The 14,050-nt window shown below is 61.9% G+C and carries 20 protein-coding genes; 14 read left to right on the plus strand and 6 right to left on the minus strand.

Features of this window, described 5'->3' with window-relative positions; translation table 11 throughout:
- Positions 1-199: 199 nt before the first annotated feature.
- Positions 200-796 carry a hypothetical protein gene (locus SLT36_RS01030; RefSeq protein ID WP_432285387.1) on the plus strand — a complete coding sequence of 199 codons (597 nt, stop codon included), beginning with the start codon at positions 200-202 and terminating at the stop codon, positions 794-796.
- Between the two features lie 133 nt (positions 797-929).
- The gene (locus SLT36_RS01035) at positions 930-1,502 is read left to right on the plus strand and encodes a transglutaminase-like cysteine peptidase (protein WP_432285389.1); all 573 of its coding nucleotides are present in this window, start codon (positions 930-932) and stop codon (positions 1,500-1,502) included.
- Here the strand turns inward: SLT36_RS01035 and SLT36_RS01040 are convergent.
- The gene (locus SLT36_RS01040) at positions 1,482-2,042 is read right to left on the minus strand and encodes a GNAT family N-acetyltransferase (protein ID WP_432285390.1); all 561 of its coding nucleotides are present in this window, start codon (positions 2,040-2,042) and stop codon (positions 1,482-1,484) included. The genes SLT36_RS01035 and SLT36_RS01040 overlap by 21 nt on opposite strands.
- 541 nt (positions 2,043-2,583) lie before the next feature.
- Here SLT36_RS01040 and SLT36_RS01045 point away from each other — a divergent pair.
- Positions 2,584-3,024, plus strand: coding sequence for a DUF2214 family protein (locus tag SLT36_RS01045; protein WP_263005227.1), 441 nt, complete (start codon positions 2,584-2,586; stop codon positions 3,022-3,024).
- Here the strand turns inward: SLT36_RS01045 and nth are convergent.
- Positions 3,018-3,824, minus strand: coding sequence for an endonuclease III (gene nth / locus SLT36_RS01050; RefSeq protein WP_432285391.1), 807 nt, complete (start codon positions 3,822-3,824; stop codon positions 3,018-3,020). The genes SLT36_RS01045 and nth overlap by 7 nt on opposite strands.
- A gap of 22 nt (positions 3,825-3,846) precedes the next feature.
- Between nth and SLT36_RS01055 the strand changes: the two genes are divergently transcribed.
- Together SLT36_RS01055 and SLT36_RS01060 are read left to right on the plus strand one after the other, a co-directional pair.
- Positions 3,847-4,341: a DUF2244 domain-containing protein gene (locus SLT36_RS01055; protein ID WP_432285392.1), complete on the plus strand. Its 495-nt coding sequence runs from the start codon at positions 3,847-3,849 to the stop codon at positions 4,339-4,341.
- 62 nt (positions 4,342-4,403) lie between these two features.
- Positions 4,404-5,330: a methylated-DNA--[protein]-cysteine S-methyltransferase gene (locus tag SLT36_RS01060; RefSeq protein ID WP_432285393.1), complete on the plus strand. Its 927-nt coding sequence runs from the start codon at positions 4,404-4,406 to the stop codon at positions 5,328-5,330.
- Here SLT36_RS01060 and SLT36_RS01065 read toward each other — a convergent pair.
- Complete coding sequence (locus tag SLT36_RS01065) at positions 5,260-6,174, minus strand: EamA family transporter (RefSeq protein WP_432285394.1); 915 nt, start codon at positions 6,172-6,174, stop codon at positions 5,260-5,262. The two genes, SLT36_RS01060 and SLT36_RS01065, sit on opposite strands and share 71 nt — an antisense overlap.
- Positions 6,175-6,392: 218 nt before the next feature.
- Between SLT36_RS01065 and SLT36_RS01070 the strand changes: the two genes are divergently transcribed.
- The 7 genes from SLT36_RS01070 (at position 6,393) to SLT36_RS01100 (ending at position 10,743) form a co-directional block, all read left to right on the plus strand.
- The gene (locus SLT36_RS01070; protein ID WP_067954840.1) at positions 6,393-6,659 is read left to right on the plus strand and encodes a hypothetical protein; all 267 of its coding nucleotides are present in this window, start codon (positions 6,393-6,395) and stop codon (positions 6,657-6,659) included.
- Between the two features lie 610 nt (positions 6,660-7,269).
- Entirely contained in the window at positions 7,270-7,743 is a 474-nt protein-coding gene (locus tag SLT36_RS01075; protein ID WP_432285396.1) for a hypothetical protein, read from the plus strand.
- A 34-nt stretch (positions 7,744-7,777) separates the two neighbouring features.
- The gene (locus tag SLT36_RS01080) at positions 7,778-8,167 is read left to right on the plus strand and encodes a hypothetical protein (RefSeq protein ID WP_432285398.1); all 390 of its coding nucleotides are present in this window, start codon (positions 7,778-7,780) and stop codon (positions 8,165-8,167) included.
- Positions 8,134-8,631, plus strand: a complete 498-nt coding sequence (locus tag SLT36_RS01085; RefSeq protein WP_432285400.1) for a hypothetical protein — start codon at positions 8,134-8,136, stop codon at positions 8,629-8,631. Before SLT36_RS01080 ends, SLT36_RS01085 begins: the two co-directional genes overlap by 34 nt.
- Complete coding sequence (locus SLT36_RS01090) at positions 8,628-9,095, plus strand: hypothetical protein (RefSeq protein ID WP_432285402.1); 468 nt, start codon at positions 8,628-8,630, stop codon at positions 9,093-9,095. Before SLT36_RS01085 ends, SLT36_RS01090 begins: the two co-directional genes overlap by 4 nt.
- A 66-nt stretch (positions 9,096-9,161) precedes the next feature.
- Positions 9,162-10,061, plus strand: coding sequence for a ribokinase (locus SLT36_RS01095; RefSeq protein ID WP_432285404.1), 900 nt, complete (start codon positions 9,162-9,164; stop codon positions 10,059-10,061).
- Between the two features lie 67 nt (positions 10,062-10,128).
- A complete protein-coding gene (locus SLT36_RS01100) occupies positions 10,129-10,743 on the plus strand; it encodes a LysE family translocator (protein ID WP_067954851.1) in 615 nt (204 codons plus the stop codon).
- A gap of 72 nt (positions 10,744-10,815) precedes the next feature.
- Here SLT36_RS01100 and SLT36_RS01105 read toward each other — a convergent pair whose 3' ends face one another.
- The gene (locus SLT36_RS01105) at positions 10,816-11,757 is read right to left on the minus strand and encodes a nucleoside hydrolase (RefSeq protein ID WP_432285405.1); all 942 of its coding nucleotides are present in this window, start codon (positions 11,755-11,757) and stop codon (positions 10,816-10,818) included.
- Between the two features lie 129 nt (positions 11,758-11,886).
- Here SLT36_RS01105 and SLT36_RS01110 point away from each other — a divergent pair, with 129 nt between their 5' ends.
- Positions 11,887-12,312, plus strand: coding sequence for an Hsp20 family protein (locus SLT36_RS01110; protein ID WP_109575873.1), 426 nt, complete (start codon positions 11,887-11,889; stop codon positions 12,310-12,312).
- A 62-nt stretch (positions 12,313-12,374) separates the two neighbouring features.
- Positions 12,375-12,632: a DUF1150 family protein gene (locus SLT36_RS01115; RefSeq protein ID WP_067954857.1), complete on the plus strand. Its 258-nt coding sequence runs from the start codon at positions 12,375-12,377 to the stop codon at positions 12,630-12,632.
- Positions 12,633-12,725: 93 nt separating this feature from the next.
- On the opposite strand, the gene ptsN is transcribed toward SLT36_RS01115, so the two are convergent.
- Together ptsN and hpf are read right to left on the minus strand one after the other, a co-directional pair.
- Entirely contained in the window at positions 12,726-13,190 is a 465-nt protein-coding gene (gene ptsN / locus SLT36_RS01120) for a PTS IIA-like nitrogen regulatory protein PtsN (RefSeq protein WP_067954859.1), read from the minus strand.
- Between the two features lie 64 nt (positions 13,191-13,254).
- On the minus strand, positions 13,255-13,839 hold the full coding sequence (hpf, locus tag SLT36_RS01125) for a ribosome hibernation-promoting factor, HPF/YfiA family (RefSeq protein WP_067954861.1): 585 nt from the start codon (positions 13,837-13,839) through the stop codon (positions 13,255-13,257).
- Positions 13,840-14,050 lie beyond the last annotated feature (211 nt).

Raw genomic sequence — 14,050 nt, forward strand, 5'->3', positions numbered from 1 at the left:
CTCCAGCATGCAGACGATAAACTGGGCGTCCACCGAAGCACCTCGAATTGCCTCGGGTGACCGGACGCCCGGCCTGCGCGCTCCCCCAAGCAATCACTCACTCGATGTCGCCGGCTCAACCCCAAAGCGGACCGTGGATATGCTCCGCTTTGTACCTGGCTGATCCCTGGCCGGCTGCAAGTGCCTACTTGTTGTGGCCTTGATCGCCGCCTTCGTGGTGATCATCGCCGCCGCCATGGTGATCGTCGCCGCCGCCATGGTGATCGTCGCCACCGCCATGGTGATCGTCGCCGCCGCCATGGTGATCGTCGCCGCCGCCGTGGTGGTCATGATCATGGTGGTGGTGGTCGCGGTCGTGGCCACCGCCGCCATTGTTGCCACCGCCGCCGTTGTTGCCACCGCCATTGTCTCCGCCGCCGGTGCCGCCATTGTCACCGCCGCCGCTTGTCCCGCCCGAAGGACGGTTGCCATCGCCGCTCGAACGCTCTTCGTCACCACTCTGACCGTTGGCGACGCCGATGACCGCCGTCGCCAGGGGCGGACATTGATTAAGCTCGTAAGGGGTGAGGATCTGGCTCCTGTTCAAAGCAATGCAACAGCTTTGGTAATTGGAACCAGTCAGCGGACTGCATTTTGCGACCGACATCATCGGTCGAACCGCCGCTTGGGCATTTCCCGCCAAATAGAGAGAAGAAGTCGACAGCGAAAGTACTATGAACAAAGCTTCAGCTACGGATTTCCGGATTGCAGACATTGCCTGTCTCCATGGGACTGCGCCGCAACCACGGCCATCTAGCCGCTTCAAATGTTATGTATTCAAGTTACAATTTGTTAAGGATTTGGACACTTTTCGGCCCCGGCATCATTTTAGCAACCGCTCATTAACTGCATTGGCCCATTCTTAGACTCACGCATCGGGGACTATCACTGTGAAACGTTTTGTCGCGCTGATCGCGTTATCGGCGTCGTTTGCCTGTACTTTTGCCGCCCAGGCCGGCACGCTGATGACAACCGCCGGACCGGCTTTCGCGCCGCCGGCCTTCTCTCCGTTCTGTGCGCGCGAGCCTCGGCTGTGCAGCACATCGGGCGGTAAAAAGGTCGTGACCCTGCAGCCGGAGCTCTCCGCCGAGCTCAAGCAGGTCAACCGCTCCGTCAATTCACGCATCAAGGAACGCAACGACACCGGCGACGACTGGCGCATACCTGTCGCCTATGGCGATTGCGAGGATTTTGCCATCCTGAAGAAGCGCGAGCTGCTGAAGCGGGGCTGGCCCGCTTCGGCGTTGCTTTTGACGGTGGCCCGCTACCGCGGCCAGGGCCACACGGTGCTGACGGTACGCACCAACGAGGGCGACCTGATCCTGGACAACCTGACCAGTTCGGTCCGCGACTGGTCCAGCACGCCCTACAATTATTTCGCACGCCAGGCTCAGGGCAACGGCCAAAGCTGGGAACGCATCGGCGGCGCCAAGCCGGTCACCTCAACCGCCGTGGGCGGCTGACCCAACCGAGCCTCTCCGCTCTAGCAGGATGGTCGGCTCACCGTGGTAGGTGGTCCGGCCAGTCTCGCGGTAGCCGTTCTTCTCGGCGACCCGCAATGACGCACCGTTTGCCGGATCGATGATGCAGACGGTAGGGCCGGCAAAGCGGCTGTCGGCCCAGCGCACGAACGCCGCGACCGTCTCGCTGGCGATGCCCTTGCCGTGCATGCCAGCGACAAAACCCCAGCCGGCCTCAGGGATACCTTCTATCGAAGGCGTGATGTCACGCTTGAGATCGTGGAAACCCGCTTCGCCGATGAAGCGGCCCGTCGCCTTTTCCTCGATCGCCCAGAAACCGTAGCCGATCAGCGACCATGAACCGGCATGACGCAGGAAACGCTGCCAGCTTTCCTCGCGTGTGCGCGGCTTGGCGATGAAGCGCGTGACGACCGGATCGGCCCACATCCCGGCATAGGCATCGAAGTCTTCAAGCCGATGCGGCCGCAGCACCGTTCGCTCGGTCTCGATGACGGGAATGTCGGCAAGGGAAAAGGCGGCCATCGTCGATCTCCATGGACAATGACAGCGGGTCTAGCACAGATGGCCGGCAGAACAGCAGGCCAGAACCCGGTGACGCTGTCCGCCAGTGGTCAACCTGTCCTGGTCCGAAAAATGGAACGGCCCGGGCTTCCTGGTGGGGTCTTATCCGAAACCGTCCCTGCTTTCGGAACCATGCTCTAACCGTGCCAGGCCATCCGCATATAGACGTCGCCACGATCGAGCTCATCCAGCATCTGGTCGAGCCGCGGCGGGTCGTCGCCAGCTTGGCGCGATCGATCCAGCCAAGATAATCATTGCGCTGGTAGTCTGGCCGCCCCTCATAGGCGCCGACCAAGCCACGCGAGACGAGCTCGTTGTGGATCCAGTCGGGCATCGGGTTGATCTGTCGTGTCAGCGCCATGGTTGAAACGTGTATTTCCTCAGTCTCTTCGTCAATTCGACAAGTGACAGACAGCTGACGTTTGCTGACATCTGCCTCGTCATATGCTTGCCCTAGGTCCGTTGCTAAGGTGCCGCGGTCGAGTCGCATCACGAGGCACTGATGACTGACCTTATCCTGACCATCATTCACCACCTCCTGGCATTCTCCCTTGCGGGCGTGCTCGCTGCCGAGGTGATACTGGTTCGCCCCGGGCTCGGCCGGCGCAATCTCGCACTGCTCGGACGCATCGACGCGGTCTATGGTGGACTGGCAGCACTGCTGGTGCTCATCGGCGCGTCGCGTGTCTATTTCGGGCTGAAGGGCTGGGAGTTCTATATCTACAACCCGACCTTCTGGGCCAAGATGGTGGCGTTCGCGGCCGTAGGCCTGCTGTCGATTGCACCGACGATCCGTATCGCGCGCTGGCGCGGCGCCGGCGGTGGCGAGGCTTATGTCGTCCCGGATGCCGAGATTGCCAGGGTGCGCAACTTCCTCAAGGCCGAGATCGCCGTGTTCGCGCTGATCCCGATATTTGCGGCGGCGATGGCGCGCGGCTACTGAGCCGCCACTTCGGCTTCGGCGACCTCGATCGGGTCGATGTCGTCGAGAGGCACCAGCGGCGCCGGTTCGTTGGTCGACTTTTCAGGCGACTTGCAGATATCGGCGATGACGCAACGCCAGCAGTCGGGCTTGCGTGCCTTGCAGACATAACGGCCATGCAGGATCAGCCAGTGATGGGCATGGCGCATGAACTCGTCAGGGATGATCCTGACCAGCGTATCTTCGACCTGCTCGGGCGTCTTGCCAGGTGCCAGACCGATGCGGTTGCCGATGCGCAATATGTGGGTGTCGACGGCCATGGTGTGTTGGCCGAAGGCCATGTTGAGCACGACATTGGCGGTCTTGCGGCCAACGCCGGGCAGCTCGACGAGCTGGTCACGGTCGTCGGGCACCGCACCACCATGATCACGGATCAGCACCTCGGACAGGGCGATCACGTTCTTGGCCTTGTTGCGCCACAGACCGATGGTGCGGATGTGCTGGCCCACGATTTCCTCCCCCAGTGCCAGCATCTTCCCGGGCGTGTCGGCGATGGCAAACAGCGCGCGCGTCGCCTTGTTGACACCGGCGTCGGTCGCCTGCGCCGACAGCACCACTGCAACCAAAAGCGTGAACGCGTTGACGTGTTCGAGCTCGCCCTTCGGCTCCGGCCGCTGGACCGAAAAGCGGCGGAAGATCTCGCGCACTTCGGCCGCCGAATAGAGTGAACGGCGGCGCGTGGCGCGCGGTTTGGCTGCGGCACCGGACGTGCGGCCTTTCGGCAGGGCCTTGGCCTTATCTTTGGGCTTGGGGTTTTTCATCGCCCCTCTATAATTAACCGGCATGAGCGAGACAAACGCCACTTTTGCCGCTGACGAGCCATTCTTCAAAGCGTTGCTTCTGCCGCACCGCTCGCTCGGGCACACCGGATTCATGATCCTGATGGGTACGCTGACCTTTGGCTGCATGGTCACCGGCGCCATATTTCTCAGCCACGGTGCCTGGCCGATCTTCGGCTTCCTCGGCCTCGACGTCGCAGCCCTTTATGTCGCCTTCCGCCTCAATTATCGCGCCGCGCGCGCCCGAGAGGAGGTCAGCGTCTCCCGCACCAGCCTCGACATCCTCAAGACCGCCCCGTCGGGCAAGTCGGAGCAATACCATTTCAATCCGTTCTGGGCGCGATTCGCAGTTTCCCGTCATGACGAGATCGGCATCATCGGCATGGCGGTCGAGACGCGTGACAACAGCGTAGCGATCGGAAGTTTCCTCAACCCCGATGACCGCGAGAGCTTTGCCACGGCTTTTTCGCGGGCTCTTGCAACCGCAAGGAGCAGATGAGCAGGAATCGGGTGGGAAATACCCACAGCCAACGCGATATTGGCGTCCAAGGAGATCAAGCCATGAACGCCCAGACGCAGATGAAACCTGTCGCCACGCTGCAGCACGACATCACGCCGACCGGTTCGGAGTATGAGACTGTGCGCCGGGTAATCGAAAAGATCAGCCTCGACTATCGCGACCAGCCGTCGCTCGATACGCTGGCCGCCGAGGTCGGCGAGACACCGACAAGCTTGCAGAAGCTGTTCAGCCGTTGGGCCGGCCTGTCGCCAAAAGCCTTCCTGCAGGCGGTGACGCTCGACCACGCCCGCAAGCTGCTCGACGACGGCCTGCCGCTGCTCGAAACCTCATTCGAGGTCGGCATGTCGGGGCCGGGCCGCCTGCACGACCTGTTCGTCACCCATGAGGCGATGTCGCCGGGCGACTACAAGACACGCGGCGCCGGGCTTACCATCCGCTACGGCTTCCACATCTCACCCTTCGGCGTGGCACTTGTCATGGTCACCGACCGCGGCCTCGCCGGCCTGTCCTTCAACGACGCAGGCGAAGAGCGCGCCGCATTCGCCGACATGTCCGGCCGCTGGCCGAACGCCACCTATGTCGAGGACATGAGTGCGACGGCCCCTTATGCCGCACACATCTTCGACCCGACCCGCTGGCGCCAGGATCAGCCCTTGCGCGTGGTCATGATCGGCTCCGACTTCCAGGTGCGGGTGTGGGAGGCGCTGCTCAAGATCCCGATGGGTCGGGCCTGCAGCTATTCTGCGATCGCCTCGGAAGTTGGCTCGCCCAAGGCAAGCCGGGCGGTTGGCGCTGCCGTCGGAGCCAACCCGCTGTCGTTCGTCGTGCCTTGCCACCGGGCGCTTGGAAAGTCAGGCGCGCTGACCGGCTACCACTGGGGTCTGACACGCAAGCGGGCTATTCTGGGCTGGGAGGCGGGGCAACTGACCGCTGCGGACGCGAAAACAGCCGTGGCCCGAACAGGTTGATGCACAGACCGGCGATGACAAGACTGGAAGCCACCAGCTTCCAGTCTTGTAGCGGCTCGCCCAGCAGCACCGCCGAACCGAGGAAACCGAACACCGGCACCAGCAAGGTGAAGGGCGCAACGGTCGAAACCGGATAGCGCGCCAGGAGCCCGCTCCAGGCCGCAAAGCCGAACAGCGTGGAGAGATAGACGATATAGGCTATCGAGCCGACCGACGCCCAGTCGAGCCCGGTGAAGCTGCTGACGAAATGCTCGGGGTCGAGGACCAGCGCCACGACCAGCAGCGGCGGCAAGGCGAAGAGGCTGCCCCAGACGACGAGGCCGAGCATGTTAGGTGCCGTGGCGGCACGCTGCGAAATCTGCTTGGAAACGACGTTGCCGCCGCCCCAGGCAGCAGCCGCTGCGATCAGCAGCAACAATCCGACCATGGTCACGTCACCACCGACATGCAGCCCAACCAGCCCGACACCGCTGAACGCCAGCGCAGCGCCGGCCAACTGCCAGGGTGTCGGCCGCTCGCCGAGCAGGATCATCGACAGGCCGATGGTGAAGAACACCTGCAACTGCAGGATCAGCGACGACAGCCCCGCACTCATGCCGATCTTCATGCCGGTGAACAGGAAGCCGAACTGCAGTGCAAAGATCAGCAGGCCATAGGTGGCGATCATCGACAGCGGCACATTCGGGCGCTTGATGAAGAAGACCCACGGGAAGGCAGCAAGGAAGAAGCGGGCGACGCCGAGGGCCAGTGGCGACACCTGCTTGAGGCCGATCTTGATGATGGCGAAGTTGACGCCCCAGATCAGAACAATGCTCAGTGCGAGCAGCAGATGGCGCGGGCGCATGCTTCAATTTTCCTGACGCTATCGATCAAATATTTGGATTTATTGACTTTTTATCCTATACGATGATGACCCGGAGGGAAAGACCTGACCATTGCGCCGGCTTCGGGTTTCATCTCTGACCACGGTCGATCGCACTCGTTGGCGAGAAGTGCGTTGAGGCGGCTGGTAGACTATTGGTTGGTGGAGCGGCATGATCCGCAGATTCGGAAGGAACGCCCATGCCTGCAAAATTTGAAAACACGACCAACACACCGAACCTGATCAACGTGCATATCAACGCGCTGGAGCCGGGGAACCTTATTGTTCGTCTTGAGTATGTGACCTCCCAGGAGCATATCGAGCGGGTTCGTCGTGGAGAGGCCACGGCTGAGAGTGTGGAACTTCTGATAAAGCCGCACCAGGCACGGAAAATCGCAGAAGGTCTCGTCCGCCAGGCGGACCTGATCGAAGCGTCAAAGCAACCCAGTGGCGGCTCCAAGCAGTAGCACCGATCTGCAAATGATGACGGTCCGCCTCCGGCGGTGACGAAATCGTGTTTTCGTCTTGGCTCCTTGAAGGTATCGAGTTCCAGGCGACGCTTTTCAAGCTCAATCTAATCAGCTGGTTCGCCAATCGTCATTGGTTGGTTGTGCCTGGCTAACTCGCGCCCGCTGCCTTTGGATCAACTGCGGGCCTGACGCCGCATAAGCTCGTATGCTTGTGCTGCGCGCCATGGCGAGATTATATCAGCCATCGATCATATTGTTTGAAAGAGACTGCGGCAAAATCTCGCCATGCTTAGTCGACGAGCATATTCTTGCTGCTGTGGACCATAGTCACCTCACGGCTGGTTCAACCGTAACGCACAGATACTTAACGGCATGGCCACTCATTTCGAGCAAATAATTTGCTTCGATAAAACAATTTCAAAAATATACTTTAATTCAACACAGCAAACGAGATTGACACCGTGTCGAAAATCTCGAAGTCATGTAGAATAAATTATATGCATACAAACGAACTTTTGGTCAGAGTTTGGCGTTAATATCAAATTAACCATACTGGATCACCGTCGCCTCCAGGACAGATGCATTTATCGCGGTCCCGGAGAGCAGAATGAAATACTGCATTCTCACTGCAGGTCTTGCCGTAGCGGCTTGCTCGATTGCCCAGCCGGCACTCGCGGCCACCGGCAACGTCACCTTCAACGGCACGGTCGCGGCGATCTGCACGCTGGTGGTCACCAATGGCAGCGGCACGATGACGGCAAGCCCCGGCCTGCAGTCGCTGAGCTCGCACAATGCGGGCGGCGTGGCCGGCACCATGACGGCCACCACGACCGGCAATGTCACGATCAGCGTTGGCGCGCCAACTGCCATCACCGTGCCGCCGGCCGATGTCACCCCGATCACCTGGTCGCCGACCTATTCCGTGGCAGGCGCCCATACGGTTGCGGAAACAGGAGCGTCTGCGAACCTGACGACGCCCGGCGTCGACACCGTCACCGTCCACCTCACCGGCACCAAGACCGGCTCCGACATCTTCGCCGCCGGCAACTATTCGGCCACCGTCACGGTCACATGCCAGTAACGCCTGCGCAGACAGGAAAGATAGGGGGAGCTTGATGTCACGAAGTCTTGCAATTCCGTTCTTCGGATTGGCGCTGGCGGTAACCGCGGCGCACGCCCAGTCGATGTCGCCGATGCGCGGCGAGGTGACGAGTTTCACCGACGCCTTCGCTGTCAGGGTGTTTCCGTCCAATCCCTACAACAAGAAGATCAGGATCGATGTCCGGGTCTACGACCAGAATTTCCAGCCGGTCGACGCAAGAATAGCGCCCGACAGCTTCATGCTGGGCGCCGAGGCGTCACGGCCGGTCCTGGTGGTTGTGCCGTTTGACGGCAACAATGAGCGTAAAGTGCGTATTTGTACGGAAAGCGTGCCATTTCCAAATGAACAGACGCAGATCAAGGCTCAGATATGCGGAAAATTTCTCGGAACGCGGCGTTTCTGACGCTCACGAGCCTGGCCGCATTGACGCCTTGCGCGTCCTGGGCAGAGGACGTCTACAATCTCAACCAGAACCAGAGCGGCTTCTCCTTGCCGGGCGTGACATTGCCGCAGGGCCAGGACGAGGTGCGTGCCGCAGATGGCACCACCTGCCGTTCGGCCGTATCGGGCAGCGGCGCCTATCTCGATGTCGGCGTGATCCAGGGCAACAACCGCGAAAACAACGACATCGCCACCTATGGCCGCGTCGTCATCCCGATCGGGCGCACGCCGAAACGGCTCGACTGCTCCAAACTTTATGAGCTCGAAGTGGCGCGGCTGCAAATGGAGCTGAAGCTGCTGAAGATGGGTCTGGGCGCGCAGGGCGGCGGCGACGTCACCGGCTCGGTGCAGCATTCCAAGGCCGGCTGGGCAGATACCGGCTGGACCGACGGCAAGGCACCACCCCAGAACCAGACCGGGCAATGACCATGCGCGGCGGCGCTTCGGTCCTGGGGATCTTGAGCCTCTGGCTCACCGCTGCGCCTGCGCAGGCGGCGATCATCGGCACCTGCACCATCAACGTCCAGACCACAGGCACGCTGTCGCCCAATCCGACGATCAACGTTTTCGGCTCGACCCAGGCCGGCGGCTCGGCCGCCTCGGTCAGCGTGACCACCAGCTCCCTCTTGTGCTCGCTGCTTAACCTGCTCGACTGCTACGGCCTGTCGGCGCCCGCCCCGGTCAACTTCCTCTCGGCGCCAAGCGGCGGCGATGCCAACGTCACCTTCGCTTCCACCTACACGGTGGATAGTGTGACTTATGGCGGCAGCACCATCACGCGGGTGTCTAACGGAACCAGGATCATCCCGGTGAACCTGACAGCCACCAAGTCGACCGGTATCTTCCCGGCCGGCACCTACCAGGCCCAGGTCGTCTTCCGCTGCGAATGACCAGGCACCATCTGGCAAGCGACCGCGACACAATGTAGTTTCCGGCTGACTTTTCAGGAGACTGCCGTGATCACCGTTGTCGGATCCATCAACCTCGATCTCATCGCAACCGTCGGCCGCCTTCCCGGCCCGGGCGAGACCGTACCCGGCGGCGACTTCAAGTCGGCGCCCGGCGGCAAGGGCGCCAACCAGGCACTGGCCGCAGCGCGCGCGGGCGCTCAGGTGCGCATGGTCGGCGCGGTCGGCAAGGATGCCTTCGCCGGCGAGGCTGTCGCATATCTCAAGAGCGGCGGCGTCGACCTTTCCGGCGTGGCCGAAATCCAGGCTGCCACCGGCATCGCGCTGATCCTTGTCGACGGTGACGGCGAGAACATGATCGCGGTGGTGCCGGGCGCCAATGGCTCGGTGGTGCCGGGCGATCTCGCCAAGGCCCAGTTCAAGAAGGGCGATATCGTGCTGCTGCAGCACGAAATCCCGCTTGCCACCGTCGATGCAGCTCTCGAGGCGGCGCGCAAGGCAGGCGCTGTGACCATGCTGAACACTGCCCCCTTCCGCGCCGAGGCGGCAAGCTTCGTCGGCAAGGCCGACTATGTCGTAGCCAATGAAACCGAATTCGACCTCTACGCCGAGGCGCTTTCGCTGCCCGCGGGCGAACGGCCGGAGCGGATGGGCGAATTCGCCCGCAGCACCGGCGCCACTGTCATCGTCACGCTCGGCGGGGATGGTGTCCTGGCGGCAAGGGGCGACGAGCTCATCCATGTCGAGGCGCTCAAGATCACGCCGGTCGACACCGTCGGTGCCGGCGACACCTTCTGCGGTTATCTCGCTGCCGGCCTGTCCGCGGGACTCGACCTCAAGGACGCGCTCCGCCGCGCCGCCGCCGCCGGATCGCTCGCTTGCCTGAAGCCAGGCGCCCAGCCGGCGATCCCGCTGGCCACCGAGGTGGACACAGCACTCAAGGGTTGAGTTCCGCCCACTGGACACGCAAAAACTCCGCGTGTTTAGTGTCGGGCGACCGCCGGAGGAACGGAACATGTCGCTTGAACTCTACGCCGCCTATGTCGTCGCCTGCATCGTCATCGTGCTGATACCGGGGCCGACGGTCACGCTGATCATCGCGTCCAGCATCAGGCACGGCACGCGCGCCGGCCTCGCCAACGCCGCTGGCACGCAGATCGGCGTCGCCATGATGATCGCCATCGTCGGCATCGGCCTCAACCAGATGATCGAGGCGATGGGGCACTGGTTCGAGTGGGTCCGGCTTTTGGGCGCCGCCTATCTGATCTGGCTCGGCATTCAGATGTTCCGCTCGGGAGGCGAGCTTGCCGCCGACGGCACGCCCAGGCGGCCGCGCGGCGGCTTTTTCCTGCAGGGCTTCCTGGTTGCGATCAGCAACCCCAAGACGTTGATCTTCTTTGGCGCCTTCATCCCGCAGTTCATCGACCCGAGCGCCAACTACGCCCAGCAGATCGTCATCATGGGCGTCACAGCGATGGTCTTCGCGGCGATGTCGGATTCGGCCTACGCGATTGCCGCCGGCCGCGCCGGCAAATTCCTGTCGGCCAAACGCCTCAAGCTGATGACCCGCATCTCGGGCACGTTCCTTGTCGGCGGCGGCGTCTGGCTGGCGTTTTCGCGGACGCGGTAGATCTTTCGCCAGATCGGCAATGCAAAAGGGGCGGCCGTGTGCCGCCCCTTCTTCATCCAAACATTGGCGGCTTTACAGCCGGCCGAGGCGCTCGACCAGCAGCGCGAAGAAGCCGTCATGGTCGATGTCGCGCATCACCATGGCGTTCTTCGGACGCTTGGTGACGCCCCACCAGTCGATGACGGTCATGCCCATGGTCAGCTCCGAGGAGGTTTCCACTGTCACATTGCAGTGGCGGCCCTGGAACAGCTCCGGCTTGAGAAGGTAAGCAATGACGCACGGATCATGCAGCGGGCCGCCGTCGGTGCCGTATTTGCCTTCGTCATAGCGTTCGAAGAATTCCAGCATCTGCGCCGTGGCAAGGCCGACCTTGGTGCCGAGCTTGCGGAAGGCGTCGATGCGCTTGGTCGTGGTCAGCGCCTTGTGGGTGACGTCGAGCGGCATCATGACGATCGGCACGCCCGAGCGGAACACCACGTCGGCCGCATGCGGATCGACATAGATGTTGAACTCGGCGGCAGGGGTGACGTTGCCGCCTTCGAAGAAGCCGCCGCCCATCAGGACGATCTCCTTGATACGCGGGGCGATCCTGGGTTCGCGGATGAGGGCGAGCGCGACGTTGGTGAGCGGGCCGAGCGGACACAAACTGATGGTGCCGGCTTCCTCGCGCATCAGCGTCTCGACGAGGTAGTCGACGGCATGCTGTTCCTGCAGCTTCATTGTAGGTTCGGGCAGATCGGGGCCGTTCAGGCCGGTCTTGCCGTGCACTTCCTCGGCGGTGACCAGTTCGCGGATCAGCGGCCTGATGGCGCCGGAATAGACCTTGATGTCGGGACGGCCTGCCAACTCGCAGATCTTGCGGGCATTGTTTTCGGTCAGCTTGAGCGGCACGTTGCCGGCGACAGCGGTAATTCCCAGAATGTCGAGCTCGGAGCTCCCCAGCGCCAGCAGAATGGCGACGGCATCGTCCTGACCGGGGTCAGTGTCGATGATTATCTTGCGCGGTACGGGCATTTTCTTTCCTTGTTGGGCAGTTTTTTGCAGTCTTGAAGTTGCCGACGGCGCGGACCATATCAACAACAGACGGGAAAATGCCATCCGGGTTTTTCCGCATTATGTCGCTCTCGGAGGACAAGCTGTAACATGAGCCGTATGACGCCCTTCTCGAGCCCGCTTCTCCTGGGCTTCGACACGATGGAAAAGACGCTGGAGCGCCTTGCCAAGTCGGGCGACAGCTACCCGCCCTACAACATCGAACGCATCAGGGATGCCGACGAACGGGGCGAGAGGCTGCGGATCACGCTTGCGGTGGCCGGTTTCGCCGAAAACGATCTCGAAGTCACCGTCGAGGAGAACCAGCTCATCGTGCGTGGCCGACAGAGCGACGACAAGGAGCGCGAGTTCCTGCATCGCGGTATCGCCTCACGGCAGTTCCAACGCTGCTTCGTGCTGGCAGACGGGATGCGGGTGATTGCGGCCGACCTGAAGAACGGTCTGCTCTCGGTTGATCTCGACCGGCCGGAAGCCGAGCGACTGGTACGGAAAATAAACATATCGGTAGCAGACTAAGCACTGCCGATGGCTCTCATGCGGGATGGCCAATACGGCATCCTGGCTAGAAGGAGGCTACAATGCCCAATACTGCCCAGAGACACACGATGACCACGGGCGAGCTCGCCCATCTCGGCGAAGGCTCCGTCGCCTATCTCAGGAAGGTATCCAGCGACGATTTGCGCGGCCGTTTCCCAGGCCTGACCGAGATCGATCCCGGCCTCGAGTTGTGGGCGTTGTTTGCCGCGACCGGCGAACCGATCCTGTTGTCCGATGCCCGTGACCGCGCGCTTGCGGGTGCGATGGAAAACGACCTGACGACCGTAGCCATCCACTAACCTGTAGCCCGCCCTTTCGGCCGGCGACAGGATGGCGAAACGGCAAAGGGCCGCAAGATGCGGCCCTTCCCAAGCTTTTCCGAAAAATCGAAATCAGGCGGCGTGCGAAGCCGGCGTTTCCGACAGCAATGCGTGGATCGCCGCCGCATCACGCGTGCCGCGAATCTTGGCCACCGTATCGGCGTCGCGCAGCACGCGTGCAATGCGCGACAGTGCCTTGAGATGGTCGGCTCCCGCCCCTTCGGGGGCCAGCAGCAGAAAGACCAGATCGACCGGCTGGTCGTCCAGCGCCTCGAAATCGACGGGCGTTTCCAGACGTGCAAAAACGCCGGTGATGCGCTTTACGCCTGCGAGCTTTCCATGCGGGATGGCGATGCCATTGCCGACACCCGTCGAGCCAAGACGCTCGCGCTGAAGGATGGTGTCGAACACCTCCCGCTCGGGGATACCGGAAATCGATGCGGCCCTTTCGGCGAGAAGTTGCAGAAGCTGCTTCTTCGAATTCGCCTTCAAGGCCGGCATGATTGCCGGAGCCTCGATCAGATCACTCAGATCCATGCTGAAATTCCCTTGCTGTGCTCACCGCCGCATTGCCCCAAAACCCCACATGCGGTGGCGGCTACTATCCCTGGGCGACCTTTGCGGTCGAGGGATCTATCCAGCCGATGTTTCCATCAGACCGGCGGTAGACGATGTTGAGGTGCTCATTGCCGGCATTGCGGAAGACCACAACAGGGCTATCCTTGGTGTCGAGTTCGATGACGGCCGATGCAACCGACATCGTCTTCAGAACCATCGTCGACTCGGCAACGATGGCGGGCGCGAAATCTTCGGGCACATCCTCGTCGTCATCGACGAGCGCTGCGACCACCGAATAGGCGACATCGGTCAATTCACCGTTGCCGGCGCCCAGATTGTGCGACTTCAGCCGGCGCTTGTAACGCCTCAGGCGAGTCTCGAGCTTGTCGGCCGCCGCGTCGAACGCGGCAGTCGGTTCCTGTGCGTCACCGGTCGCTTGCAACGACATGCCCGAATCGAGCCGTACCACACAATCGGCGGTGTAGCGCGAGCCGGCCTTCACGACGTTGACGTGCCCGGAGAAGCCGCGATCGAAATACTTGCCGATCGCTTCGCCGATACGTCCCTCAATGCGCGTACGAAACGCATCGCCGACGTCCATGTGTTTTCCTGATATGCGCAGGCTCATCTGAAAACTGACCTTTTCTGTTCAGACTTCAAACCGGTCCGAGTTTATACCCGTGGCAGATGCAAACAAGCGTTGGCTCGCCTGTCACACCAATTTTAAGTCCGAACTTGTCGGCTGATCTTGGGCCACCCGCCGGCAGCCGCAGGCTCGTGTCACAAGCCATCCTGTGCCGCATCTTTCCTTGGTGGGCTGAGCCCTCTTCATGCGGGCG

This window comes from Aminobacter sp. BA135, from assembly GCF_050859125.1.
GTDB classification, from domain to species: Bacteria; Pseudomonadota; Alphaproteobacteria; order Rhizobiales; family Rhizobiaceae; genus Aminobacter; species Aminobacter ciceronei.

Coding starts and splice junctions, on each gene's coding strand:
- ptsN (WP_067954859.1), bottom strand. CDS start 13,190: ATGGATCTGAGTGATCTGATCGAGGCTCCGGCAATCATGCCGGCCTTG.
- nth (WP_432285391.1), bottom strand. CDS start 3,824: ATGAAAAACCCCAAGCCCAAAGATAAGGCCAAGGCCCTGCCGAAAGGC.
- SLT36_RS01060 (WP_432285393.1), top strand. CDS start 4,404: ATGAACGCCCAGACGCAGATGAAACCTGTCGCCACGCTGCAGCACGAC.
- SLT36_RS01075 (WP_432285396.1), top strand. CDS start 7,270: ATGAAATACTGCATTCTCACTGCAGGTCTTGCCGTAGCGGCTTGCTCG.
- hpf (WP_067954861.1), bottom strand. CDS start 13,839: ATGAGCCTGCGCATATCAGGAAAACACATGGACGTCGGCGATGCGTTT.
- SLT36_RS01115 (WP_067954857.1), top strand. CDS start 12,375: ATGCCCAATACTGCCCAGAGACACACGATGACCACGGGCGAGCTCGCC.
- SLT36_RS01070 (WP_067954840.1), top strand. CDS start 6,393: ATGCCTGCAAAATTTGAAAACACGACCAACACACCGAACCTGATCAAC.
- SLT36_RS01100 (WP_067954851.1), top strand. CDS start 10,129: ATGTCGCTTGAACTCTACGCCGCCTATGTCGTCGCCTGCATCGTCATC.
- SLT36_RS01065 (WP_432285394.1), bottom strand. CDS start 6,174: ATGCGCCCGCGCCATCTGCTGCTCGCACTGAGCATTGTTCTGATCTGG.
- SLT36_RS01105 (WP_432285405.1), bottom strand. CDS start 11,757: ATGCCCGTACCGCGCAAGATAATCATCGACACTGACCCCGGTCAGGAC.
- SLT36_RS01110 (WP_109575873.1), top strand. CDS start 11,887: ATGAGCCGTATGACGCCCTTCTCGAGCCCGCTTCTCCTGGGCTTCGAC.
- SLT36_RS01045 (WP_263005227.1), top strand. CDS start 2,584: ATGACTGACCTTATCCTGACCATCATTCACCACCTCCTGGCATTCTCC.
- SLT36_RS01090 (WP_432285402.1), top strand. CDS start 8,628: ATGACCATGCGCGGCGGCGCTTCGGTCCTGGGGATCTTGAGCCTCTGG.
- SLT36_RS01040 (WP_432285390.1), bottom strand. CDS start 2,042: ATGGCCGCCTTTTCCCTTGCCGACATTCCCGTCATCGAGACCGAGCGA.
- SLT36_RS01085 (WP_432285400.1), top strand. CDS start 8,134: ATGCGGAAAATTTCTCGGAACGCGGCGTTTCTGACGCTCACGAGCCTG.
- SLT36_RS01080 (WP_432285398.1), top strand. CDS start 7,778: ATGTCACGAAGTCTTGCAATTCCGTTCTTCGGATTGGCGCTGGCGGTA.
- SLT36_RS01055 (WP_432285392.1), top strand. CDS start 3,847: ATGAGCGAGACAAACGCCACTTTTGCCGCTGACGAGCCATTCTTCAAA.